Raw genomic sequence first — 25,327 nt, forward strand, 5'->3', positions numbered from 1 at the left:
TGTAGTGAGTTTTTCAACATGACGTGCTAGAACAAATCAGACGTAAACATTTTGAAGAAATTTTAGAAACACATTTAGAAGAAGTTGATAAAATAAATATATCTCTAGTTAGATTCATTTTAAAGCGTTTGACTGCAACATATATTAGATTTTCTTATTAGGAACATACACAAACTTTCTAGTTGTTAAAGAGGTAATTGTTTTACTTTCAAACAATTGAACTGCACAAAGAAACCAAAAATCAAATTGGCTCACAGCTTTTTAATATTTATTTGTATGGATTCGTTTGTAAGACATGTTAGATACAAAAAAATATGGATACTAAGTACATTTACACATGATAATAAATGGAATAATTCAGACAGATTTCACAAGATAATATATAGAAATAACTGACCAGTATACCCAAAGACAGTTAATATTGGAAATTGGGAGAACTGGCTTGGATCATTGGTATCGTCCTAAAAGGAGAAATTTCTCTGAATTAACTCCTTGTTAATAAGAGCATTTTTAGCAGCCACAAGTTGTTTGTCTGGCAATCAAGCTCAACACTGGTATCGTTCTTTACCACGACTTAACTTACTCGGATTTGAAGAAACAAAGTGGGCAACTGCAAATCGCTTTTCTTATTATGAAAAGCCACTTCTTTAAAAAGAAGTGGCTTTCTATTTAAAACTAGAGTGTTAGAAAACACCAAAGTTCCATATATATTAAGATATAACATCGTTTATATGAAACAATCTCCGTGTTTTAATCTATATTTTTCATAAAAATAAGGTTACCTCTTTTAAAAATTAATGCTCCTCATTTGAAAGACTTATTTTCATTCCAAATCATCATTGTTTAGTTTAGCCTTTACTTCTTTTATAAAATTATCAAACATTTCATTATTAAAGTATTTAGATATGTACTCTTTAAGAATATTAAACCTTTGTGTTGGTGTTCTTTTCTTAATTAGTAACATTTCAATATCAAAGTATAACTTATCAGTAACTTCCATTCCATTTGTCATTTCATCTAGCTGTTTATCATTCTTTTCTAATTTAATAATATCTTTGATATTAAAGAAGCTCATAATATTTGGCCCCATTAATACCACTTTTAAATTATTATAAGGCTCTCTCTCTATAATTCTTCGAATATGCATATCATCTTCAAAAATAAAAACTTGCTCTTGTTTTTCATTTAACAGTTGGATCAAAAGTTTCTCTGACATTATTGCCCCACCTAAAGAAACTACGTTAACTTTTTCATATCCTAATATTTCGACAAGATTTTTTTCTTGGATTAACAAGTCAAAAAATACTTCTTCTATCTTACCTTCTACATAAATTGTCAATTCAGATTTATTTTTATTATCAAATGTAATTTTTTCCTTTTTACTTTTTTCAAATTGTTTGTAATAGGACTGTATTCCATTAATCCTCCGAGCTCTCTTAAATAATGGAATCCAAGAGTTATTGTCGCTCCAGATAATTGGAAGCGATGTATTTGGAGTATTGAAGTCAAAAGCAATTAAACTTCCAATTTGACCGAAACCAAAAGGTTGTTTGGGATAAGCTATTTTCCCATAATATTCAATTCTTTTCTTTATACGCTCTCGCTCTTCATATGTAAATCCTTCATAAAACTTTCCGTCAAGATCAATAATTGTGTCTTTAGTTGAATATTCAATTGCAGAGAATGTGTATGCTTTTGTTTCTTCTTCAACCTTTCTTATACCATCTTTCATTCCACAAACAGTCAGTAAGAAAATATTATTCACACCAGATGGCGTAACCTTCTCTGTTAGCTTATTTATTTCTTTTGTAGCTTGATGCCCCGTTGATAAAATATCGTCTATCAGAACAATGTTTTCTATATTCCCTGACTCTATTAATACATCATTATCACTGAAGTTCTCTTCTGATAATTCGTTAATCACCCTAAAATGATAACTTATCATTGAGCCACTTTTTCCATTCTCACCAAGACCTGCAAACAAGGTATTTCTATGGGTAATCTTTGTTCCTTTCTCTATTGATTTTCTTATTAGTTTAGAGTATGCAATTGCAAGTGAATTCTTAATGTCAGCAAAATTCAAGAAATTTATATGTTCAATAATTCTGATAGCTAGCTTATAATCTTCAGAATCAAATTGTAAAATCCAATTTACAACATCTTCGAATGGAATTGAACTGTTCCAGTTTCTGTGAATCTCTTTTACTCTTTCAAGCTTATCTATCAACTTTTCTGGATATCTCATTTTAATTTTCACCTTTAAATATTTTATATATGCTTAATTACGATTGTATTTATGGTTTCTGTAATAGTAGAATTCCATTTCATTAGCAAATTTTCTATAACACTAATACTAATTAAAAATCTTTTATTTCTAAATAAATATGTCAAAAAATTCTCTAACATAAGTTAAAGCGTAAAAATCTTTCAACATATAATCAGAATAAAAACTTCTAAATTAACCTCATTTACTTATGATAAGGCTCCCCACGATTAATCCGAAAAGCCCGATAAACCTGCTCCACCAAAATCAACCGCATCAACTGGTGAGGAAACGTCATTTTCGAGAACGACAGCTTTTCATCCGCTCGCTTCATCACGGCGTCGCTCAATCCGAGTGATCCGCCGATGACGAAGGTGACTTTGCTTTTTCCATATGTAGCCAGCTTATCTATTGTATCGGCTAGTTCTTCGGATGTTTTCATTTTTCCTTCGATGGCGAGGGCGATGACGTAGGCGTCGGGGCTGATTTTTGATAGGATGCGGTCGCCTTCTTTGTCTTTTATGATTTTCATGTCCTGGTCGCTTAGGTTTTCCGGCGCTTTTTCGTCCGGGAGTTCGATGATGTCGATTTTTGCGTAGGCCGAAAGTCGTTTGGTGTATTCTTCAATGCCTTGCTTGAGGTATTTTTCTTTTAGTTTTCCGATTGTCACAATATTGATATTCACAGGTCATCCCCACTTTAAAAACAAGTTATTCATATATGTTGTCCACAATTGTGGATATCTTTTCTGTATTTTGTGTAAGATCATTCGTTCCCCACTATATATACTGCGGGGTCTCCACATAATTCACAGGCTGTGGATAAACTGTTAGTATGTTCGATTTTTCTGATTTCGGGCGGCAGCTCGTGGTCGTCTATGTACATATCCAGCACCGTTTCGATGTGTTCTTCACAAGAATAATACGCTTGTTTCATGTTCAAATCCTCCGATGTTTTCTTCCATTTTTACAAATGTTCTCTTCTCAATATAACCTATTTATTCACATGTTAGTAGTGCTTCGGGCTGAGTTTTATCCACAATTCGACAAACAAGCTGTTGATGACTCTATTTCGCTCGTGTGTTAGTTTGGATGTAACCGATGTGTGGGGAGGTCTGCATTTGCGCTTTAGATGGGTTTGGCTTTTTGTGATCATGTTGCTGCTTGCTGGGTGTCAGCCGTCTTATTGGGTGTTGGAGAAGGATCGACTTGATGAAGTGACAGATATAAAAATGTACGTAAATGATCTTCAAATGCATGATGACGTGAAAGGATATCAAGTCTTCACCATTTTAGAAGGGAGAAAAATGGTTATTGTGTCTCTCGGAAGCAGCGAGAAAGATAAGAAGCTTGAAGTGTCAGACGTCAAATTCTCACCTAAAGAAACGATTGTAACTGTGAAACGAAAACCTGCTCCTACGGCAAATGAGAAAAACCCTTATATTTTGATTGGACTGGACAAAATCGCAGGGGATTTCATCGTACAGGATGAAACGGGAAGTCGATTTGAAGAAACGGATTACCAGCAATAAAGCCGGCGTTCTGAGAACGTCCGGCTTTTTCTTTTACTTCAATGTTCCATGCGGGTCGATGACGAATTTTTTGGCTGCGCCTTTGTCGAAGTCGCTGTAGCCTTTTGGCGCGTCGTCCAAAGAAATGACAGTGGCGTTGACGGCCTTTGCGATTTGCGCTCTGCCGCTCAGGATCGCTTTCATCAAATTGCGGTTGTATGTCATGGCGGGTGTTTGTCCGGTGACGAAGGTGTGGGCTTTGGCCCAGCCGAGTCCGAAGCGGATTTTTAATGAGCCTGTTTTAGCGTCCGCATCCTTTGCGCCGGGATCTTCGGTCACGTATAAGCCTGGAATGCCGAGGCTGCCTCCGACCTGGGTGACGTCCATGATTGAGTTCAGCACGGCGGCTGGCGCTTCCCCTTGATTGCCGTGCCCAGATGCTTCAAAGCCGACACAGTCCACTGCGGCATCAACGGTTGGTTCACCTAGTATTTGTTCAATTTGTTCGCCAAGGCGGTCGTGTTTTTGCACGTTGACCGTTTCACAGCCGAAGCTTTTCGCCTGTGCCAGCCTGTCTTCGTTCAGATCGCCGACAATCACGGTAGAGGCGCCTAGGAGCTGAGCGGAGTGTGCAGCTGCCAAGCCGACAGGACCCGCTCCCGCGATATAAACGGTTGAACCTGTTTGCACGCCCGCTGTGTAAGCTCCGTGGAAGCCGGTCGGGAAAATGTCGGACAGCATGGTCAAATCGAGAATCTTTTCTAACGCCTGTTCTTTATCAGGGAATACCAAAAGCTGAAAATCAGCGTATGGCACCATGACATATTCAGACTGGCCGCCGACCCAGCCGCCCATATCGACGTAGCCGTAAGCCGATCCCGGCCGGTCCGGATTGACATTCAGGCACACATGCGTTTTCTGCGTTTTGCACATCACACAGCGTCCGCAGGCAATATTGAAAGGAACGGATACGATATCTCCTTTTTTGATAAATTCAACATCACGCCCCGTTTCAATGACTTCTCCCGTAATTTCATGCCCGAGCACCAAGCCTTCTGGCGCCGTTGTGCGGCCTCTGACCATATGCTGGTCGCTTCCGCAAATGTTGGTTGTAATGACTTTGAGAATAACCCCATGCTCACATTTTCGATTCACATTCGCCTTCGGGACGCCGGGCCCGTCCCTCAAGATTAACTCCGGATAACCGATATCCTCCACCGCTACAGTCCCTTTGCCTTTGTACACAACCGCTTTGTTTCCTGTCAACGCCATTCCTCCCATTCATGTGTTTGGACTCTCCGTCCTTGAACATGACTTCGGTTCGGCATGACTCTTTCCCTTTCTCACGACTGTTTTTTCTGTATTCTTATAACAACAAATATGCCAAGAAAGCAGCCAATAATGGTTCCGCCGATGTCTAAGAAGTCGACTTTACATCCATTTAACAGGAACACAGTAATGGCCGAAACCAGGCTGATCATTACTGCCAGAAGAATAACCCGTTTGGTGCGCATGTAATCCCTCCTTTAGATTCGTTTCTAAAACATACCCAAAATCTCTGCAAACTTCGGTTCAACAAAAAAAGAGACTTCACACCAGTCTCTTTATAATTAGAGATCAATTAAAAAATTTCCTGAGAAATAATGTGACAATACTGGTTACTAACGCAATCGCCGTATATATAACAACCCAAAACATGAATGAGCTATTGCCCGAAGCTAACGTAACTAACAATATCAAGCTCGCGATAAGGACGATGAGCGGTGCCACCCAAAATCTCTTAAATAAAAAATGACCCACTATACCAAATACACCTGCGATGATCGGAAAACCAAAAACGATAAATAAAACGGCGATGGCTCCCATACTACCCTCCTTGCCCTAAAACCCCTTCATCACCTCAACATCATACAGCTTCAAATGACTCTTCGGCGTCACGACATCCTTTACCTTCCCAATCTCTTTTTCTTTCATTTTCTTTCCGGTTTTCAGACTGTACTGTTCAATGTAGGCAGGCTTGTTATACGTGTATGTGAAGAAATAGAGGCTGCTGCCTTTTTGGGTGATTTCTTTGAAATCGGCTTTCATTTTGTCCTGAGAAAGGGTGAAGGCGATGTTTGTTTTTCCTGTCTTGGCATCGATTTTGTGTACCTTTCCGAAGCCGTCAATGAAATACAGGTTCCCGTCAAAAGGGAAAAAGCTGTTTTTAAAGCTGAAGGGCATGGAGCTGTATATCGTTTGTTCGTCGTTTTTGTATTCGGCGATGTCGTGCAGCTCTACTTTGCCGCTTTTTTTGTTGATCTTGACCATTTGATAGAGATTGCGGGCTTTTTGGCCGCGAACCATGACATACACAGCTTGATCGTCCACGGCAAGCTGGGATTCGACTGAGGCTCCTTCCCGGTACTGCCATTCCGTTATCTTGTGGTAAGTGAGCTTCCTTTGATCTGCTTGAATCTGAAGGAGCTCATAGCCTTTTTCGTCAGTTGTCGGGACAAGTGCGTAAATGGCGCCGTCATGGAAACCGGAGGCTCGGATGTAGTAGGAGATGACGTCTTTTTTCCACTCACCGTCCATCTGCCGGTACAGCTCTGAGCGGTATCCGTCTTTCTTTTTGTCGTAGCCGGAGTTGTATAAGGTGTAAAAGCCGTCCGTGTTTTGCAGAAAGCCTGCGCTGTCGCCTGTGTGCTGATAGGCTCTTTTATGGGAGCGCAGGCCGTTTTTGATCGTATAAATCGTGTTTTTGTCCTCCAGCATCACGCTGTCACCGTGAACCTTTGCTGAGCCCAGCTCAAGGCCCTTCATCTTAAAGGAAGACAGCGTCCCGTCCTGGCTGATAAACAGGGCGTAGCTTTTCCCGCCGCCAAATGCATCTTGATCTGCAGAGGATGAAAAATACAGCAGGACTTCTTTGTCTTCCAGGAAATCGGGGTTTCTGAGATCCTGCTGACTTACGGTTTTATGGCTTTTGAGAGGAGAAATGAAGACAAATAATGCGATTCCTGCGAGAATCAGCATGGCGATGGTAATCATCCACTTTTTCATATCCTTCTCCTTAGTAAATGGTCATGATGGTTGTCGTATACGAAGAACTTGTGATGTCGCGCGGATACACGCCTAAGCCTCCGTTGCTGTCTATATCAATGCCTGCTTTCAGCAAAAAGGCAGACCATAGGAGCTTTGAACAGTTTTTGGCGCCGTCATGGCCAGTATTTCTGTTATTGACGAAGTTAAATGAGTATGGGTCGCCGACTTTTGATACCGCCCAGTCGGCAGCAGCTGTTTTTTGAGATGAGGATACGCTGACGGTTTGCACAATGGAGTTGTCTTCCACGTCTCTGGCATTATACGCGATCTGCCTGACGCCGTCGCTCGGGACAGATTCAACAATTTTGTCAGAGGCGGAGTACATGCCGACGTGGCCGTGATTGTAGTAGGCTGTGTAGGAGTTCGTGTAATAGATATTGCCTTTCGCGCTTGTCGGGAGTTTTTTCGTGCCGGACGACCCGCCCATGATAGACATGCCGCTTTCCTTGGCGAGCCGGTCTCCCTCTGCTTTATCAGCCGTGATTTCCTTATAGAACTGTTTTAGGATAACGTCCTGCTTTACGTGCTGCTGTTTGGCAATCTGGCTGGCAGATTTCATGATTTCTTCCGGTGTCGTGCCTGGCTGCAGTGCGGCGATTTCTTCAGCATAATTTGTGGTCTTTACGGCTTTGGCGGGAGAAACAAACAGGCCGCCACACATTGTAAGCGCTACCAAAAACATCGACACTCGTTTCTTCAACTTCATTACATCTCCTCTTTTCTTGTGAGTGTAGGAAAGGTAATTTCCTCACCCACATTATATTAGGAAAATAAGGAAAGTAACTAGGTTATTTACAGAATTTTTAGAAATCATTTACAGAAAAAGGCCTTTATCAGGCCCTTTTCGTTAAATCTTCTTGCTCATCACTACGTCTGTTTCTTGAAATCCGGTTTGCTCATATAGCTTTCGCGCCGTCTGATTATGGGCAAAGACATGAAGGGACAGCTTGCGGATTCCCATACTGCGTGCCGTTTGATCTAATGCCGCCAATGCTTGCTTTGCGTAGCCCTTGCCGCGGTATGGTTTATATAATCCGAAATCATAAATAAACGCTTCCTGCTGCGGATGCTCCGGTTCAGCATGTATCCAGAGCCAGCCAACGATATCCTTTTCATTCAGCTTGAGGCTCCACAAATGGTGATGGGGTGTTTCCAGCCCTCTCGGAAGCAGATCAGTAAACGCCTGCTTAGACAAAAGCTGTGCATCTTCAGGCAGCCATGTTCCCGCTTTTACCTTTTCTTTCGCGTAATGCTTTGTTGTGTATGTGAAATAAGACCGAAATTCTTCTGTCTGCATTGGGGTCAGCATGATTGTCATATCATCTCTCCTTCATATATTGACTAGAGGATTTTACATAAAATAGAAAGAGGTGTTACTATCAGAATAAGCAACTGAGATTGATAAGTCACTAGAGAAAGGAGTTTCACATGAATAAGATCGCACCCGCAGAAATCGCTAGCATGCTCAATGATTGGTACCTTGCCATCAAGAAACATGAAGTTGAAGAATCCTCCCGTTTATTTGAAGAAGTAAAGCCTTTATTGGATGACATGGAAGAGGATCAGGAGGTGCTGGCCTACTTCTCCTTATTGGAACTGCGCCACAAGGTTTTGCTTCACGAGGCGAGAGGACAGGGCTTTCAGCATGAGGAGCCTTCTCATATGAATGCTACGTCTGACATGCTGAAATATTACTTTTTTCTGTTTGAAGGCATGTATGAGGCCTATAAAAATAATTATGACATTGCCATTGGGCTGTATAAAGATGCAGAGCAGTATCTCGACAACATTCCCGATCCGATTGAAAAAGCCGAATTTCACCTGAAGGTCGGAAAGCTCTATTATAAGCTGGGACAAAATATTGTGTCCCTCAATCATACACGGCAAGCGGTCAAAACGTTCAGGGAAGAGACTGATTATAAAAAGAAGCTGGCTTCAGCACTGATTACCATGTCAGGCAATTTTACAGAGATGAGCCAGTTTGAAGAAGCTGAGGCTTATTTGGACGAAGCAATTCGGATCACGAGTGAATTAGAGGATCATTTTTTTGAAGCCCAGCTTTTGCATAACTTCGGCCTTCTTCATGCGCAAAGCGGCAAATCAGAAGAAGCGGTTTCGAAATTAGAGGAGGCTCTACGGAACGATGAGTATGCCCGCTCCGCCTATTATTATCATTCTGTCTACTTGCTGATACGAGAGCTGTTTAAGATCAAAAAGAAAGAACAGGCCTTATCTTATTACCAAAAAGTGAAGGAAAAATTGACTGCTGAGCCGAATAGAATATGTGAGGCAAAAATAGACATTTTATATGCCATTTATGCAGAAGGGGGTCATGCGGAAACGTTTCACTTATGCAAACAACATATGGATGACTTGTTGTCCGAGAAAGAGTATGACAGTGTAAGAGAACTTTCCATTTTGGCTGGCGAACGGTATAGGGAACTTGAGCTTTACAAAGAAGCTGCCCACTTTTTTTATGAAGCATTACAGATTGAAGAACTGATTAAACGAACGGAGGTTATATAAATGAAAAGATTTCTGATTGGCGCAGGCGTCGCAGCGGTGATTTTATCAGGTTGGTTTATTGCGGACCATCAAACCCATTCACAGGAAATGAAAGTCGCTGAGAAAATGATTGGATAAATGAAAAACCCCCCGCGGGTGCGGGGGTTCAATTTAACGAAAGAATCCTAAAACGGTTTGTAGTTTTAGGATTCTTTCATCTTTTCAGCGTGATTGAAAACCCTTGAAGTCTAGGAAGAACGAGCATTGGAGCGCAGCGAATGTTTGGAATTCGTGAGCACCGAAGCGCAGGCCTGACAACGAATGCGAGGGTTTGTCGACACGCTGAAACCCCCGCGGGTGCGGGGGTTTTCTTATTATAGCAGCTTCTTCCCTAGCAGGGATTCTACGAGCTCTACTGCTGTTTTACCTGTTTTGTTTTTGTGATCAAGGATCGGGTTAACCTCAACGAATTCGGCTGAGGTAATGATGCCTGCGTCATACAGCATTTCCATAGCCAAATGGCTCTCCCGGTAGCTGATGCCGCCGACGACAGGGGTTCCGACACCCGGTGCGTCGTTCGGATCAAGTCCGTCCAGATCAAGGCTCAGATGGACGCCATCACATGCTGATAAATAATCAAGGGTTTCTTCAATGACCTTTGTCATGCCAAGACGGTCGATTTCGTGCATTGTGTACACCTTCATGCCGCTTTCCTTAATGTACTTGCGCTCCCCTTCATCAAGTGACCGGGCGCCAATGATGACGACGTTTTCCGGTTTGATTTTAGGCGCGTAGCCTTCGAGGTTAACCAGTGACTCGTGGCCAATGCCGAGGCTGACCGCGAGCGGCATGCCGTGAATATTGCCCGATGGTGAAGTTTCAAGTGTATTCAAATCGCCGTGCGCGTCATACCAGATGACGCCGAGATTATCGTAATGCTTCGCTGTGCCTGCCAGCGTGCCGATCGCAATACTGTGGTCACCGCCCAGGACAAGCGGGAATTTTTTCTCTTCAATGACTTTGTTGACCTTTTGCGCGAGTTTTTCATTTCCCGCCAAAACGGAATTCAGGTTTTTCAGTTCCTCGTCATTTTTGATTTTTTCGCGGTTGATCGGAATGTCACCGAGATCTTCAACCGTATACCCCATGTCTGACAGCCGCTCGATCAGATGAGCGTATCGGATGGCACTCGGGCCCATATCCACTCCGCGTCGTGCTTGTCCTAAATCCATTGGCATTCCAATAACCGAAATCGTTTTATCCATCTGTGATTCCACCTCAACATTTAAGATAATGTCCTATGCGGGTTCTAACAAAGATGACTTGCGGACAACGTTTTTAAAGCTCTAGCTGACGATTCGCCTGCTGGCGTTTTTTAATGACGACATGATAAATGATGTAGCAAATGACCATAAACGGTACACCGCAATACAGCGCGATACGCTGCTCCGGATCAAATGCGAGGCTGATGAGCACGACCGTATTTAATGTTAGGCCGATCAGCGGAAGCACCGGGTACAGCGGTGTTTTAAATTTCAAATCTTCTATCTTCCCGCCCTCACGGATATATTTGCGTCTGAACATGATTTGGGAAAGCGAAATCGCGATCCAGCCGACCTGCGCACTCATGCCCGCCAATGATAACAGTACCATATATACGGTTTCAGCCGCCGCCACTTTTGAGAGAAGCGACAGGCAAGCCACAGCCATCGTTACAATTAACGCGTTTAGCGGCACACCGCGCTGATTTGTTTTGCCGAGCGCTTTGAAGGCCTGTCCTTCATTCGCCATCGCGTACAGGATACGCGTTGATGCGTATAAACCTGAATTCGCAACAGATAACAGCGCGATTAAAATAACAAAGTTCATAATATCAGCGGCATATGGGATTCCGATTTGTTCAAATACGGCTACAAACGGACTTTCCACGACACCCGCCTGTTTCCACGGAATCATGCCGGCAATGACAATGATTGAAAGCACAAAGAAGACAAGCGTTCTCCATACTGTCTGTTTGATCGACCGCGGAATCGTTTTTTCAGGGTTTTCACTTTCTCCGGCCGCAACCCCGATCAGCTCAGTTCCCTGGAACGCAAAGTTCACGGTAATCATCGTTATCAATATGGCCTTTATGCCGTTCGGAAATAACCCGTCTTCATAAAAATGTGTCAAAAACGGCGCCTGCTCTCCGCCCTTCAGATCAATCAGGCCAAACATGGCAGCTCCGCCGAGAATAATAAATAAAAGGATAATCAAAATTTTAATGCCCGAGAACCAGAATTCAGATTCCGCAAAGGCTTTTGTGGTGATCGCATTTAAAATAAACATCAGTGCCGCAAAGACCAGACACCAAATCCATACGTCTATATGCGGAAACCAGCGTTGCATCAGCTGCCCCGCTGATAAGAATTCAATGGCGCATGTAACCGCCCAGCCGAGCCAGTACAACCAGCCGAACGCAAACCCGAAAGCCGGGCTGATAAATTTTGTCGCATAGGTCTGGAAGGACCCCGACACAGGAAAGGCGACTGCCAGCTCTCCTAAGCAGAGCATGGTCAAAAACATGATAAAGCCGCCCACTAAATAGGACAGAACCGCGCCGAGCGGTCCCGCTTGGTTAATGGTAAACCCGGTTCCAAGGAAGAAACCGGTTCCGATCACTCCGCCCAATGAAATCATGAACAAATGGCGTGATTTCATTGTCCGCTGGAGCTGATTTCCGTTATCTTGGTTTGTATTCACTTTCTGCACCCCTTCAGCAACTTGTATTGGATCTAAGCTGGAACATCTGCATGGTGCTATCCCAGTTTGCTGTCCAAAGAGTCTCTATCTATTTAATATAAAATTCACTTCTTCTCATAAAGATACATTATACTAAAATACTGTAGCTGAGCAAATAGGGAGTGCTGATTTTTCTGTTGTAAATTTATACAAACGAAGTGAATATCCCGCCATGGTGCGGATTTATGCGTTTTGCAGCACGTGCTTAATTTTCTCTATTGCCCAATCCAAATCCTCTTTGGAAATGATTAATGGCGGTGCAAAACGAATGACTGTATCATGCGTTTCCTTGCATAAAAGCCCTTCTTCCTTCAAACGCTCACAATACGGACGTGCCGCTTCAGTCAATTCCACACCGATAAACAGCCCTCTGCCGCGGACTTCTTTAATAACCGGGTTGTCAATGCTCTCAAGCTCGCTTTTAAAGTATTCTCCAAGCTCAAGAGAACGATCCGCCAGCTTTTCATCCTCCAGCACTTCTAATGAAGCGATAGACACTGCACATGCAAGCGGGTTTCCGCCAAATGTTGAGCCGTGTGAGCCAGGGTTAAACACGCCTAGGATCTCGCGGTCCGCCGCAATGCATGAGATCGGGAACACACCGCCGCCAAGCGCTTTGCCCAAAATATACATATCAGGGACAATGCCGTCCCAGTCACAGGCAAACGTCTTGCCTGTACGTCCGAGACCCGTTTGAATTTCATCCGCAATAAACAAGACATTCTCTTCCTTACAAATCGCCGCCGCTTCCTGTAAAAATCCTTCAGGCGGAATCACAATGCCCGCTTCGCCTTGAATCGGTTCAAACAAGAATGCCGCTGTATTCGGCGTAATGGCCTGTCGAAGCGCTTCCACATCGCCGTAAGGAATGAGTTTGATTCCCGGAAGCATCGGGCCGAATCCTCGTTTATATTCCTCTTCAGAAGAAAGAGATACCGCCAGCATCGTGCGGCCGTGGAAGTTCCCGACACATGCGATAATTTCCGCTTGATTGTCAGCTACGCCCTTCACTTCATACGCCCAGCGTCTCGCCGCTTTCACCGCGGATTCAACCGCTTCGGCTCCTGTATTCATCGGCAGAATCATCTCTTTGCCTGTCAGTTTAGCTGTTTTTTCGTAAAACGGCCCAAGCTGATCGTTATGAAACGCGCGTGACGTGAGGGTGATTTTATCAGCCTGATCCTTTAATGCCTGAATGATTTTCGGGTGTCTGTGCCCCTGGTTTACCGCAGAATAAGCACTCAGCATATCCATATATTCATTGCCTTCCGGGTCCTTTACCCAAGAACCCAGCGCTTCAGAAATAACAATCGGGAGCGGATGATAATTGTTGGCTCCGTAATGAGACGTCTGATCAATAATTTCTTTGGATTTAGATAAAGCTGACATATTTGAATTCCCCCTTGTTTTCTGTTTCAACATGTTATCCTGCTTTCCCTTTATATAAATGCAAGTTCTGTGCCAAATCAAGAATTCGTGTGTTTTCTACAATTTTCGAGGACAAGGTGCAAAAACATTCTGATATTTCGAGCAAAAATTCCAGCAAGTGCAAAATTCTTTTGCATATCCTCTCCATTTTTTTATAAAATAGAAGCAATATTAAGAAAACTGAGGGAGGTTCATACAGTGGTCAAAGACAGCGAATTCCTCACATTGGTTTTTCAGAGCATTTTAGATGAAATCGATGTTGGCCTGCACGTGGTAGACGAGCATGGAAACACAATCGTTTATAACAATAAAATGATGCAGATTGAAGATATGGAGAAGCATGACGTCTTGAATAAAAACCTGATGGATGTGTTTATGTTTTCAAAGCAGCAGGACAGCACACTGGTACAGGCTCTTCAGGAAGGAAAGACGATTAAAAACGTCAAACAGAGCTATTTCAATAATAAAGGCCAGGAAATTACGACGATCAATCATACATATCCCATCGTCCAAGACGGCAAAATCAAGGGCGCCGTTGAAATTGCCAAGGATGTGACAAAGCTTGAACGGCTGATCAGGGAGAATATGAACAAAAAAGGCAGCACAACCTATACGTTTGACAGTATTCTCGGCACCAGTCCGGCCATTCAAGACGTCATCGAAAACGCCAAGCGGGCAACCCGTACGTCATCATCTGTCCTTCTCGCAGGCGAAACCGGCACGGGAAAAGAACTGTTCGCGCAAAGTATCCATAATGGAAGCGATCGTTCTGGCGGCCCGTTTATTTCGCAAAACTGTGCGGCACTGCCAGACAGCCTTGTGGAAAGCATTTTGTTTGGGACGAAAAAAGGCGCGTTTACCGGCGCTGTCGACCAGCCCGGCCTGTTTGAACAAGCCCACGGCGGCACGCTGCTGTTAGATGAAATCAACTCGCTGAATCTCAGCCTTCAGGCGAAGCTGCTGCGCGCCCTTCAAGAACGGAAAATCAGGCGCATCGGTTCGACAAAGGATACACCGATTGACGTACGTATTATTGCCACGATGAATGAAGACCCAATTGATGCAATTGCAGGCGAACGAATGCGGAAGGACTTGTATTACAGGCTGAGTGTCGTCACACTGATCATCCCGCCGCTTCGGGAACGAAAAGAAGACATTTTGCTTCTCGCGTCGGAGTTCATCCAGAAAAACAACCATCTGTTCCAAATGAATGTTGAACACATCAGCGATGACGTGAAGCAATTTTTCCTTTCTTATGACTGGCCGGGAAATATTCGCGAGCTTGAGCATATGATCGAAGGCGCAATGAATTTCATGACGGACGAGCAAACGATTACGGCTTCCCATCTGCCCTATCAATACCGAATGAAAATCAAGCCGGCTGACATCCCAGAGCCTGAAACACCAAGACACCAGCCGGCCGCGGACTTAAAAGAAAAAATGGAAAGCTTCGAAAAATATGTGATAGAGAACGTGTTAAGAAAACACGGCCATAACATCTCGAAAGCTGCTCAGGAGCTTGGCATCAGCAGACAAAGCCTCCAATATCGGCTGAAGAAATTTTCTCACTCGTCTAACGAATAATCCGGAGCAGGAAGCCTGATCAGAAAAACAGTGCCTCTGCCGATTTCACTTTTCACTTCAATCGTCCCATTGTGATTGTCGATAATCGATTTCGTTATAGCAAGGCCTAATCCCGAACCTCCATATTTCCGGGAGCGGGATGGGTCTGCCCTGTAAAACCGGTCAAATAAATGCGGCAAATGCTCCGGCGCGATGCCTGTGCCATTGTCTGCTATCATCAGCATCACGCCGGAACTGCCTTTTTGCAGAGAAATGGTGATGGCACCGGTTCTCTCATTTGTATACTGCACCGCGTTATAAACCAAATTCAGAATGACCTGTTTCATCTTATCCCGGTCAAACACCGCTTTAGCGTCATCCTCAAGCAGCAGCTGCAGCCTTCTTTCTTTCGCAAGCAGACTGAGCTGCGGCTCCATCTCCCTTATGAGCGCATCGAGATTTCCTCTCTTCATTTCAAAGCTCGGCACCCGATCAATTTTTGCTAAAAACAACAGATCCTCTATCAGCCGAGTGGCTCTCTTCGACTCTTCATACATACTATTCAGCGCCCTATCTCTCTGCTCCGGCTGAAGCGCGGCGCCACGCAGCAGCACTTCGATAAAGCCGTGTATGGACGTTAAAGGCGTTCTCAATTCATGTGAAGCGTCTGATACAAATTGCCGGATGCGCTCCTTCGCTTCTTTTTCAGCTTTAAATGACGTTTCAATCCGCTCCAGCATGCGATTAAACGAAATAGCGAGCGTGTCGATTTCCATTTGTTTTCGATATACAGGAAGCCTTTTATTCAAATTTCCTGCATTGATTTCTCCCATCATATGTACCATTTGTGATAACGGTTTAAGCGTATGTCTGACCACAGGCAAGAACGTGAAAAGCCCGAGCAGGAGCGCAACCAGCGAGAGCGTGGAATAAATGCTGATTTGCCGGAGCAGTACGTCCTTCAGTGGTTCTGTTAAAGTACTCATTTGGATCACGCCTGCTTCTTTTCCATCAATAGTAATAGCCTGAAACACAATCAGCACTTCCTCGCCGGATTCATTTTTCGTGATTTTGTAATGCAAGGCCATCGTATCTTTTAATGCCTCATCATATACACTTTTTTTCACTGTTGGCGGTGCTCCCGCATATGGATCGGTCGACAATACCGTACTGTCTTTTGTTTTCTTATCGATAAAAACAATGGTCACGCCCGGATAGATAAAGGCGGGACGGACAGCACCATCTGACTTTTCCGAGCTGTCGGGATGGCTTTTGTATGTTTTAATATTATTCCAGATGGTTGGCTCCGTTGAGTTGATATAACTTTGAATGCTGACAGCTCGGTTTTCATATAAGAGGCGTTTTCCAAACACATATTGCATAGCGCCGACAAACACCAATAGAAGAACGAGAATGCATAATGAACGGAATAAAAGCTGAAAGCGCAGTGTTTTGAATCGTTTTTTCATTCAATATCCACCCGATAGCCCGCACCCCGAACCGTTCGGATCACTTCATGCTTTTTGTCATTCAATTTTTCCCGCAAGGAACGAATGTACACTTCAACAATATTCTCTTCTCCATAAAAATCATACCCCCATACTTTATCCAGAATCCTTGCTTTACTGAGCACAAGGCCGTGATTCAGCACCAAAAACTTTAAAAGCTCGTATTCTGTTGCTGAAAGCTTGAGCACCTCTTCCTGATAGCGGATTTCTCTGCGCCGATCATCAATTCGAAACGGACCGAGCGCGAATTCTTCAAACAGGTTGGGAAAGTGATCCCGAATTCTCGCATAGATTCGCGCCAGCAGCTCTTCAAAGCTGAAGGGTTTGATCATATAATCATCAGCGCCCTCTGTCAGCGCTTTTACCCGAACCCCCACCTCATCCTTGGCCGTAAGCATAATAACCGCGGTATGGCCGGTTTTTTTTATCATTTTTGATACTTCCAGTCCATCCATTCCGGGCATCATCACATCCAAGATGGCCACATGCGGCTGAAATGTCTTTACGGTGTTCATCGCTGTCATTCCATCAGCTGCTGTCTTCACTTCAAAGCCTTCATTTTCAAGACCCATTGTCAAAAAATCTAATATCGCCGGTTCATCGTCCACGAGCAAAATCTTGATGCCTTTCATCCTATTCATGCTGTGCTCTCTCCTTAGTTGGCATAAACCTCTGATTAGTTTTTTCCCTTCCCCTCCTATTATTCGTTTTTAACTGAAAACAAACTGAATCTTCCCTAAAAATCAGCTGAATTCAGCAAGTTTTCAGCCAGCCCTCATTTGATTTTCAGCTTCGGCCTATACAATTGCCTTAGTTGGTACAGCCAACAATGAAATAAAGGAGGAATCTCACATGAATATCACTAAAGTTTTATCAGGAGCTGCACTGGGAACGATTATTTCAATCAGTTCTTTCACTTCTGCTCACGCCGCTGTCATTCAAAAGGATGATACATCAACGAAGGTTGAGACGAAGCAACAGGCTTCCATCACAATAGCAAAGGCAAAACAGGTTGCTTTGAACAAATGCAAAGGTACTGTTCAAACGGCCCAAATGAAGAAAGTGAATGGCACATACGTATATGTTGTGAAAGTTCTCGGTGAGGACGGCAAACAGCATACGATGAACGTCAACTGCAACAGCGGCAAAGTTGTGAAACATGATGTTCAAAAGAAACAAAGCTATATCAGCAAAACAAAAGCCCAATCGATCGCTTTGAAAAACTGCAAAGGTGCGGTTCAATCTTCTGAGCTGAAGCAAGAAAACGGTGTTTACGCTTACGTCGTGAAAGTAATGGGTGAAGACGGAAGCCTTCACACGCTCCATATCAATGGAGAAAACGGCAAAGTCGCAAAACACGAGCAAAAGAAACAAGCACATCTTTCTAAAACAAAAGCGCATCAAATCGCACTCAACAAATGCAAAGGCGCAGTTCAATCTTCTGAACTGAAGAAAGAAAACGGCGCATACATCTACGTTGTCAAAGTGCTTGGCGAAGATGGAAAAACTCATAAAATTCATGTCAACTGTGACAGCGGTAAAATCGTAAAACAAGAAGTGCAAAAGAAAAACGCAGCCGTTACAAAAACAAAAGCACATCAAATTGCACTAAATAAATGTAAAGGCACAGTGAAATCTACTGATTTGAAGAAAGAAAACGGCACATTCGTTTACGTGTTTAAAATCACTGCCCAAAACCACACTGAACATACAGTGAAAGTGAACGCTGAAAACGGAAGCATTTGCAAATAAAATAACTGCTTGCCAGCAGTAAAATAACTGAAATTCAACGTATAACACCAGTCTTGTTTTAACACAAAGTTCTAAGTTCATGTCTACCTTTTTCTAAATACTCTTTTAAACTGAACGTGTGTGACCCGCGTTCAGTTCTTTTTCTAAGGAGGACCTACAAATGAATATGAAAATATGTTCTGCAGCTGCTTTAGGCGCGGTCATTTCAATCAGTTCTTTATCATCCGCACACGCGGCTGTTCTGCATAAAGAAGACACTGCTAAAGTTCAAACCCAGCAGCAGGCTTCTATTACGCTCTCTAAAGCAAAAACTGTCGCTATAAAGAACTGCAAAGGCGCAGTTCAATCAGCACAAATGAAGAAAGCAGATGGCGTTTATGTCTATGTCATTAAAGTGCTTGGTGAGGATGGCAAAATTCACACCTTTAACATTAACTGCAGCAGCGGAAAAATCGTCAAGCATCACGTTGAAAATAAACAAGCCGCGATCACAAAAGCAAAAGCACAAAGCATTGCGTTGAACAAATGCAAAGGCACCGTCACATCTTCTGCATTGAAGAAAGAAAATGGCACCTATGTGTACATCATCACCATCACAGCCAGCAACCACACGGTACAAACCATTAAAGTCCATGCAGAGAACGGAAGTATTTACAGCTAACTGCTATTTGCTGTTTCACGTGTAACATCCATCTTGTATTTTTCTTCATATTCGATATATCCTTTTCAACTGAACGGGCGTGACCCCCGTTCAGTTTTTTTGCATATCAAAACAGCCTGGCAAACGATGCCAGACTGTTTTGATTAACTTCCTAATTGGTCTGCGGACGACAGCTTGATGTCAACAGATTTTTCTTTTCCGCCGCGGTAAAACTTCACCTTCACCCGGTCACCGACTTTTTTCTGATAAAGCCGTTTTCGCAGGTCAACAATATCATTTACTTTGTAACCGTCAAATTCCGTGATGACATCGAGTTCCTTCAGTCCCGCTTTTCCGGCAGGTGAAAAGGCGTCTACACCCATCACAACCGCTCCATTGGTGACGTTCTTAGGAAGCTTTAATGTTTCATCCCAATGATAGCTTGCGATGTCGCTTAGGGATTTCATCTCAATGCCAAGGAACGGGCGTTTGACCTTTCCGTATCTCTCTAAATCCTCTATCACAGGGATCACGAGCTTAGACGGAATGGACAGGCCAATCCCTTCAACCGCTGACTCGGCAATTTTCATTGAATTGATGCCAATGACCTTCCCATCCATATTTAACAAAGCGCCGCCGCTGTTCCCAGGGTTAATGGCCGCATCTGTTTGCAGGACTTCTGCGTTCCAGTCAGGCTGTCCATCACCGTTTGAATCTACTGGGATCGCCCTCTCCGTACCCGAGATGACGCCTTGTGTGACAGAGCCAGCAAACTCAAGGCCTAACGGGTTCCCGATCGCAATAACCGGCTCCCCAGACTTCACTTTATCTGAATTTCCGAAATCGGCGACTGCTTTAATTTTATCGCTTTTCACCCGTAAAACGGCAAGATCCATCAGCTGGTCGCTGCCGACAAGATCAGCTGATACACGCGATCCGTCTTTCAAGCTGATTTCAATTTGGGAAGCGCCTTCGATGACATGATGGTTGGTCACGACATAAGCGGAATGGTCATTTTTCTTATAGATGACGCCAGAGCCGCTCCCAGCCTCGCCGCTCTCTCCCCGTATATCTGATTTTTGGATGTTCACAACACCGACAACGGCGGGCGACACATTGCTGACAATCTTGGTGACCGTATTGTTGACACTGACATTCACCGTCCTGATTGATTCCCGGCCGTTATTGTTCCGCTGCTGATCTAAAGCGCCCGTATCCAGCCCTTCATTTGAAAGGTACGGCATGATAAACGCCATTAATACGGCACCGACAATCACACCAATCAGGCTTGAAAGAAAATATCCTTTTTTGCTTCTCTTTGGCTGTTCAGGAGTAGTATGTTCTTCCTCACGTTCGTAATCCACCATATTCCATCCTTTCCAAGAACGTTAATATGGTTATATTGTGGGTTAGAAGCTCCTAGAATAGTCATGATTTACATAGAAAAATTATACAGCGCAAAGCGGAGTGGCCTTCTTCGGATCAGTGTCGTATAAGTCAAATGTCTCACCCGTCATAAATCCTTTAGAAGCCAATGTCTGCTGCACAGACATTCTTGCCAGCTCCTTCATGTTGTTGTCCTGGCTCAAATGCGCCAGGTAAATACGAGACGTCTCATCGCCAATGACATCCGTCATCGCCAAGGCAGCATCTTCATTTGACACGTGCCCGACGTCACTTAAAATCCGCCGCTTAATGCTCCATGGGTATCTTCCCATTTGCAGCATACCGACATCGTGATTGCTTTCAAACACAAACACATTCGCTGAACGGATAATGCCTTTCATTCGGTCGCTGACATATCCCGTATCTGTCATTAACGCGAGCTTTCGGCCGTTATAATGAAACACATAAAACATCGGTTCGGCCGCATCGTGGGAGACGCCAAACGATTCAACATCAAGTCCGCCGAACGACTTTACCGTCTCCATCGGAAATACAAACTTTTGATCGGTGTCAATTTTGCCGATTTGATTCTCCATCGCTTTCCAAGTCTTCTCGTTCGCATAGATCGGAAGCTTGTACTTTCTGGCGACGACACCAAGGCCCTTAATATGGTCACTATGCTCATGCGTCACAAAAATGCCGTCTACATCATCCAGCTTACGCCCGATCTGCGCCATCAGCCCATCCATGGCTTTCCCGCTCAAACCGGCGTCCACTAAAAATGCGTGATCCTCTGTTTCGAGGTAAAACGCATTTCCCGTACTCCCGCTCGCAAGTACGCTAAATTGCAAGCTCATGTTTGTCTCACTCCATTATTTTCATTGATCTGTATCTAAAATCGTACTCTCCAAAGCATTCACAGTAAAATACTCTTGTACTGTCTTTTTCTCACCGTTCACTTTTTTCTCGTACTCGACCGTAATTCTCCATACCGGCGCCAGCACCTGCGTACTTGTCAGCGGATATTGTGCTACATAGCCGAATTTACAGCTCTTCACAGTGCTGTATTCTTTTAATTGATTTTGATAGTACAATAGCTCAACCGCATCCATTTCAGTAATTAAGCTTTCTTTCTGGATTTGCTTGAAGGTCTCAAGCGTAGTCTGGTCGTATGACACAACCTCGTTTTTACCGTTTAAGTGCAGCACCACTTGCCCGATCATATTAGAGGGATTGTCGGTCTTTTGGTAAATATAATGACCTTCGTACGTTTGGAAGAAAATAATTTCTTTCTTCGATTTATCAACCTTCCAAAGCTTATATTTTTCGCCATCTTGAATTTTCGAAGAAACAAGTGCCTGAGCATCGTCCTCGATATCCTTCTTTGATAGGGCGATTGGATTTGCAAACTTCATTTTCAGGCTCGTTACTTTATGATCATCACTAGGCATGTCCATTAAAGGCTTTTGATCCTTCAGCGCCTCAATTTCCTCCTTGGAGAAAGACTTTTGATTTGCCGTGATCCGATAACCTTCTGTCGCTTCCTTATTCAAACCTTCATACGTGATATGATCGGCCTTCATGTCATGCTCGACATCATTTTTAATGACTTCATATTCTTTGCCGGTAGCCTGCCATTTTTGAAAAAACTGATAGCCTAAGAAAATATCTAAAATGAGGAAGGCAACGATGAAGATTGATTTTGTCTTATTCCACTCCACTGTTAGCCCCCTCCTTCCTCAATAAATCCTTTGTAATCGGCACAATTTTTCCATTTACTTTCATCGCCCAAACCGGTTCCAGTTCAACGAGAGGATCATCGTTGGTTGATGTTGATACCAATTGATAAGCAAGGAAGATCTGATCAATTTTGTCCGTATCATAAGCGGTTTGTTTCGAAAGCAGCATCCTCACTTCGCTGCCGCTCATGAGCTCTGTTTCACTTGTTTTAATCGGATTCGTTCCGAGACTGTAATTCGGCCGCTTATAGCTGAGAATATCATCATTCGCCCATTGCACCGTAATCGCCGATGTCGCTCCGAAAGGTTTGGCGGTGCTGTTAATGACCGGGATCTGATCCATAAAGATATAGAAACTCAGCTGCTGGCTGTCATTGATACTGAAAAATTGATAGTGATCCGTCCAGCTTCCGGTATCCTCAAGGTATTTTTGGCTCTTTTTGATTAACTCACCTGTTTGATAGGATGTGCTCTGCACCAAATTGCGCTGCTGGAATTGCACCTGTCGCTGGCTTAGATTCACATCTAAACGGCTGATCCCATCTGTCAGCACATTTCTGTTGTTGTAATTCGAATCTTCCCTTACGATGCTCGGATCGCTAAACAAAGCCTGCTTAAAGGTATTTGTTTTAATCGATTCAGTGACAAATTCTTTTTTGTCCATCGTAAGCGGTTTGTTTGGCAGCAAAAACTCTTTCTTTGAGCCAATGGAGAACAAACTGAACGCCGGCATATTTGATTGCCTGTTTTTCAAGTCGTTCATAATGTTCCGGTAGTTTGCCGATTCAACCGTCACTTCAAGAATGAGCTGTTTGCTGTAAGACACCAAATAGATCTTCTTGTTCGCTTTTGTTTCATTGAACGGGATCAGAATATGGTCAAACGAACTGTATTCAAACGACTGATTAGACCATTTAAACAGCGTTTGGAAAATATCAATCGGAATCGTATCGCTGAATTGCAAGTCAAGCTTGGCTTCAGAACCGCCTATTCCATAAAACCAGCTCTTGAATCCAGACTTGTCATACTGATCCGAAATATCTTTAATTCCTTTTACATCCCAATGCGGCAAGTCAGACCAGATTTCTTCATAGAGGGCATTGTCATCCACTTTGTAATGAGCGCCGTCATCATGGATAAACATGTCCCTCGGCCTTACCGTTTCAGACAGCTTTTGGGTCGTTTTTTCGATTTTGTGTTTCTCACGCACAGTAGACTCTGTTGAGGATGAGCCTTCAGAAAAGTTTGGCTGGAACGTCCATATCCCCCATGTAAAAACAAGACTGATGACGACGAGTACCGTAAGTAATATCGTTTTTATATTTTCACGCTTCATCCCAATCATCCTCTTGTTCCTCTTTATATGGAAGAGTAAATGTAATCGTCGTGCCTTTTCCTTCTATGCTGTCCGCCCAAATATCTCCGCCGTGCGCCTGTACCATTTCCTTGGCAATCGCCAATCCCAGACCGGTGCCGCCAAGCTTTCTCGTTCTCGCTTTATCCACCCTGTAGAAGCGGTCAAAGACTTTTTCGACATCTTTTTTCGGAATACCAATCCCTTCATCCTTCACGCTGATATAGAGAAGTTCTTCCCCTTCATTGACATCAATCGAGAACGTGACATGTCCGCCTTCCGGTGAATATTTTAAAGCGTTAGAAATAATATTATCGAGCACCTGCGTTATTTTATCCTGGTCAATCTCGACGTACAGATCTCTGTCCGGCAGATTGCGGATAAACTCCACATGCTGCTCTTTTGTCATTTCAAAACGGTCAATAATAAGCGACATAAACCGGACAATCTGAATCCATTCCCGGTTAAATTGATAATCCTTGCTGTCAAATTTCGACAGCTGAAGCAGATCATTGACAAGCCGGATCATACGCTCTGTTTCATTTTGCGTCACCATTAAGAAGCGGGGAGCAATGTCTTTATTTTCCCACGCGCCTTCAGCTAACGCTTCTAAATAGCTGCGCATTGTCGTAAGCGGCGTCCGCAGCTCATGTGATACATTCGCAACGAATTCTCTGCGTTCCTGATCCATTTTCTCTTGTTCGGTTACATCGTAAATGACAGCGATTAAACCATCAATTTTGCCGTGTTCCCTTTGAATCACAGAGAAATTCACGCGAAGCACCGTTAATTCATCATCGCGCTCAATTTCAAGCAGCATAGAATCCTGCTGCTCCACTAAATCTTCAAAAGTATAATTCTCTTGAAGCCCCAGCAAACTCGTAATCGGCATTTCTAAGGCTGTTTCACGTGAAACGTTCAACAGTTCCAGCGCCGGGCTGTTTAAGAGAATAATCGCTCCGTTTCGGTTTGTGGCGATAACGCCGTCTGTCATATAAGCAATGACAGAGGCTAGCTTTCTGCGTTCTCCTTCAGTCATCGCCTGGGCATCTTCAAGCTCTCTCGTTAAGTGGTTAAACGTTGTGGCTAGCTGCCCAATTTCATCATGCCCGTACTTTTTAACCTTCCTCGAGAAATTCCCTTTCGCAAGCTCCATCGCCTGCTTTCGCATATCTGAAAGCGGGTGGGTAATGGTTCTTGCCAGAAAAATACCGAGAAGAGCCGTCAAAACAAGTGCCAAACCTGTGCCGGACGCCAGTATCGTGTTGATCGTCTTCATTTGATTAAAGACATCTTCCATACTCGCGACAACATAGATCGCGCCCACAACCTCTTGGTTTTCAGTCATGACGGGCTTCGCGGAAATAAGAACTCTGATTTTGCTTTTCGGGTCATAATATTTTCTTAAATACGACTGTTTGGTAGAAAAAATTCTTTTAAAAATCAGATCGGTCGTTTGTTTCCCAGCTACTTCCTCACCGTACGGCTTTGAAGAACCGACCACTTCATAGCTTTTATCTACAAAGCTAATTTCCCGAACCTCATCACTTTTCGTGAAGTCATTCAAAATACGGCTGACGTCATCCTTTATGACGGTACTGTCGTTATCGCTCTTATATTCTTGTTCGATATAATAAGAAAGGTTGTCGATTCGCTGATTCAACGATTGTTCATAAGAGCTGATCAGCGACTTCTCTACCTGATTGACAAAATACACACCAATGATTTGCATGGCAATGATAATCAAAAGCACATAAATCAAGGTAATCTTAAATTGGATCGACCGAAAAAAACCAACCTTATTCATATGG

25 protein-coding genes and 1 pseudogene are annotated in these 25,327 nt (G+C 43.5%); 6 read left to right on the forward strand and 20 right to left on the reverse strand.

Annotated elements, in window-relative coordinates; all coding sequences use genetic code 11:
- Positions 1-823 precede the first annotated feature (823 nt).
- From NX903_RS19785 to NX903_RS19795, 3 genes are all read right to left on the reverse strand, one after another.
- Positions 824-2,245, reverse strand: coding sequence for a phosphoribosyltransferase-like protein (locus tag NX903_RS19785; protein ID WP_144486872.1), 1,422 nt, complete (start codon positions 2,243-2,245; stop codon positions 824-826).
- A gap of 223 nt (positions 2,246-2,468) precedes the next feature.
- Positions 2,469-2,948, reverse strand: coding sequence for a 23S rRNA (pseudouridine(1915)-N(3))-methyltransferase RlmH (gene rlmH, locus NX903_RS19790; RefSeq protein WP_086344531.1), 480 nt, complete (start codon positions 2,946-2,948; stop codon positions 2,469-2,471).
- Positions 2,949-3,028: 80 nt separating this feature from the next.
- Entirely contained in the window at positions 3,029-3,199 is a 171-nt protein-coding gene (locus NX903_RS19795) for a CxxH/CxxC protein (protein ID WP_003219122.1), read from the reverse strand.
- Positions 3,200-3,383: 184 nt separating this feature from the next.
- Here NX903_RS19795 and NX903_RS19800 point away from each other — a divergent pair, with 184 nt between their 5' ends.
- Positions 3,384-3,794 (forward strand): hypothetical protein, encoded by a 411-nt coding sequence (locus NX903_RS19800; RefSeq protein WP_086344532.1) that lies wholly within the window; start codon positions 3,384-3,386, stop codon positions 3,792-3,794.
- A 33-nt stretch (positions 3,795-3,827) separates the two neighbouring features.
- Here NX903_RS19800 and fdhA read toward each other — a convergent pair whose 3' ends face one another.
- The 6 genes from fdhA to NX903_RS19830 form a co-directional block, all read right to left on the reverse strand.
- Positions 3,828-5,054: a formaldehyde dehydrogenase, glutathione-independent gene (gene fdhA / locus NX903_RS19805; RefSeq protein ID WP_042976923.1), complete on the reverse strand. Its 1,227-nt coding sequence runs from the start codon at positions 5,052-5,054 to the stop codon at positions 3,828-3,830.
- Between the two features lie 62 nt (positions 5,055-5,116).
- Positions 5,117-5,287, reverse strand: a complete 171-nt coding sequence (locus NX903_RS19810) for a hypothetical protein (protein WP_014481459.1) — start codon at positions 5,285-5,287, stop codon at positions 5,117-5,119.
- 103 nt (positions 5,288-5,390) lie between these two features.
- Positions 5,391-5,639 (reverse strand): DUF2651 family protein, encoded by a 249-nt coding sequence (locus NX903_RS19815; protein ID WP_086344533.1) that lies wholly within the window; start codon positions 5,637-5,639, stop codon positions 5,391-5,393.
- 15 nt (positions 5,640-5,654) lie between these two features.
- Positions 5,655-6,818, reverse strand: a complete 1,164-nt coding sequence (locus tag NX903_RS19820) for a hypothetical protein (RefSeq protein ID WP_086344534.1) — start codon at positions 6,816-6,818, stop codon at positions 5,655-5,657.
- A gap of 10 nt (positions 6,819-6,828) precedes the next feature.
- Positions 6,829-7,566, reverse strand: coding sequence for a YiiX/YebB-like N1pC/P60 family cysteine hydrolase (locus tag NX903_RS19825; RefSeq protein WP_086344535.1), 738 nt, complete (start codon positions 7,564-7,566; stop codon positions 6,829-6,831).
- A gap of 141 nt (positions 7,567-7,707) precedes the next feature.
- Complete coding sequence (locus NX903_RS19830; RefSeq protein WP_086344536.1) at positions 7,708-8,178, reverse strand: GNAT family N-acetyltransferase; 471 nt, start codon at positions 8,176-8,178, stop codon at positions 7,708-7,710.
- A 110-nt stretch (positions 8,179-8,288) separates the two neighbouring features.
- On the opposite strand from NX903_RS19830, the gene rapG reads away from it, so the two are divergent.
- Together rapG and NX903_RS19840 are read left to right on the forward strand one after the other, a co-directional pair.
- Positions 8,289-9,386, forward strand: a complete 1,098-nt coding sequence (rapG, locus tag NX903_RS19835; protein ID WP_086344537.1) for a response regulator aspartate phosphatase RapG — start codon at positions 8,289-8,291, stop codon at positions 9,384-9,386.
- Complete coding sequence (locus NX903_RS19840) at positions 9,387-9,503, forward strand: Phr family secreted Rap phosphatase inhibitor (protein WP_003226961.1); 117 nt, start codon at positions 9,387-9,389, stop codon at positions 9,501-9,503. It abuts the gene before it with no gap.
- Between the two features lie 236 nt (positions 9,504-9,739).
- On the opposite strand, the gene rocF is transcribed toward NX903_RS19840, so the two are convergent.
- The 3 genes from rocF to rocD all read right to left on the reverse strand — a co-directional run bounded on the left by rocF (position 9,740) and on the right by rocD (position 13,535).
- The gene (rocF, locus tag NX903_RS19845; protein ID WP_003226959.1) at positions 9,740-10,630 is read right to left on the reverse strand and encodes an arginase; all 891 of its coding nucleotides are present in this window, start codon (positions 10,628-10,630) and stop codon (positions 9,740-9,742) included.
- A gap of 73 nt (positions 10,631-10,703) precedes the next feature.
- Entirely contained in the window at positions 10,704-12,107 is a 1,404-nt protein-coding gene (locus NX903_RS19850; protein ID WP_077670829.1) for an amino acid permease, read from the reverse strand.
- A 222-nt stretch (positions 12,108-12,329) separates the two neighbouring features.
- Complete coding sequence (gene rocD / locus NX903_RS19855) at positions 12,330-13,535, reverse strand: ornithine aminotransferase (protein ID WP_003226954.1); 1,206 nt, start codon at positions 13,533-13,535, stop codon at positions 12,330-12,332.
- 237 nt (positions 13,536-13,772) lie between these two features.
- Here rocD and rocR point away from each other — a divergent pair, with 237 nt between their 5' ends.
- The gene (rocR, locus tag NX903_RS19860) at positions 13,773-15,158 is read left to right on the forward strand and encodes an arginine utilization regulatory protein RocR (RefSeq protein WP_015385164.1); all 1,386 of its coding nucleotides are present in this window, start codon (positions 13,773-13,775) and stop codon (positions 15,156-15,158) included.
- On the opposite strand, the gene NX903_RS19865 is transcribed toward rocR, so the two are convergent.
- Positions 15,140-16,606 carry a sensor histidine kinase gene (locus tag NX903_RS19865; protein WP_131228295.1) on the reverse strand — a complete coding sequence of 489 codons (1,467 nt, stop codon included), beginning with the start codon at positions 16,604-16,606 and terminating at the stop codon, positions 15,140-15,142. The two genes, rocR and NX903_RS19865, sit on opposite strands and share 19 nt — an antisense overlap.
- Positions 16,603-17,286, reverse strand: coding sequence for a response regulator transcription factor (locus tag NX903_RS19870; RefSeq protein WP_038428106.1), 684 nt, complete (start codon positions 17,284-17,286; stop codon positions 16,603-16,605). Before NX903_RS19870 ends, NX903_RS19865 begins: the two co-directional genes overlap by 4 nt.
- 211 nt (positions 17,287-17,497) lie before the next feature.
- Between NX903_RS19870 and NX903_RS19875 the strand changes: the two genes are divergently transcribed.
- Together NX903_RS19875 and NX903_RS19880 are read left to right on the forward strand one after the other, a co-directional pair.
- Positions 17,498-18,397, forward strand: a complete 900-nt coding sequence (locus tag NX903_RS19875) for a PepSY domain-containing protein (RefSeq protein WP_046381473.1) — start codon at positions 17,498-17,500, stop codon at positions 18,395-18,397.
- Between the two features lie 160 nt (positions 18,398-18,557).
- Positions 18,558-19,058: a PepSY domain-containing protein gene (locus tag NX903_RS19880; RefSeq protein ID WP_046381474.1), complete on the forward strand. Its 501-nt coding sequence runs from the start codon at positions 18,558-18,560 to the stop codon at positions 19,056-19,058.
- Here the strand turns inward: NX903_RS19880 and NX903_RS19885 are convergent.
- The 6 genes and pseudogenes from NX903_RS19885 to walK form a co-directional block, all read right to left on the reverse strand.
- Positions 19,055-19,181 (reverse strand): annotated as a pseudogene (locus NX903_RS19885) (hypothetical protein). The gene NX903_RS19880 and the pseudogene NX903_RS19885 overlap by 4 nt on opposite strands.
- Positions 19,182-19,201: 20 nt before the next feature.
- Positions 19,202-20,404: a serine protease HtrC gene (htrC, locus tag NX903_RS19890; RefSeq protein ID WP_046381475.1), complete on the reverse strand. Its 1,203-nt coding sequence runs from the start codon at positions 20,402-20,404 to the stop codon at positions 19,202-19,204.
- 81 nt (positions 20,405-20,485) lie between these two features.
- Positions 20,486-21,280 (reverse strand): MBL fold metallo-hydrolase, encoded by a 795-nt coding sequence (locus tag NX903_RS19895; protein ID WP_046381476.1) that lies wholly within the window; start codon positions 21,278-21,280, stop codon positions 20,486-20,488.
- Positions 21,281-21,301: 21 nt separating this feature from the next.
- Complete coding sequence (gene walI, locus NX903_RS19900; RefSeq protein ID WP_003244037.1) at positions 21,302-22,144, reverse strand: WalRK two-component regulatory system regulator WalI; 843 nt, start codon at positions 22,142-22,144, stop codon at positions 21,302-21,304.
- Entirely contained in the window at positions 22,131-23,498 is a 1,368-nt protein-coding gene (walH, locus tag NX903_RS19905; RefSeq protein ID WP_042976993.1) for a WalRK two-component regulatory system regulator WalH, read from the reverse strand. The genes walI and walH overlap by 14 nt, the downstream gene beginning before the upstream one ends.
- On the reverse strand, positions 23,488-25,323 hold the full coding sequence (gene walK / locus NX903_RS19910; protein ID WP_024572714.1) for a cell wall metabolism sensor histidine kinase WalK: 1,836 nt from the start codon (positions 25,321-25,323) through the stop codon (positions 23,488-23,490). Before walK ends, walH begins: the two co-directional genes overlap by 11 nt.
- Positions 25,324-25,327: the final 4 nt, after the last annotated feature.

Origin of the sequence: Bacillus sp. FSL R5-0576, assembly GCF_038004765.1 — a bacterium.
Taxonomy (GTDB): Bacteria; Bacillota; Bacilli; order Bacillales; family Bacillaceae; genus Bacillus; species Bacillus subtilis.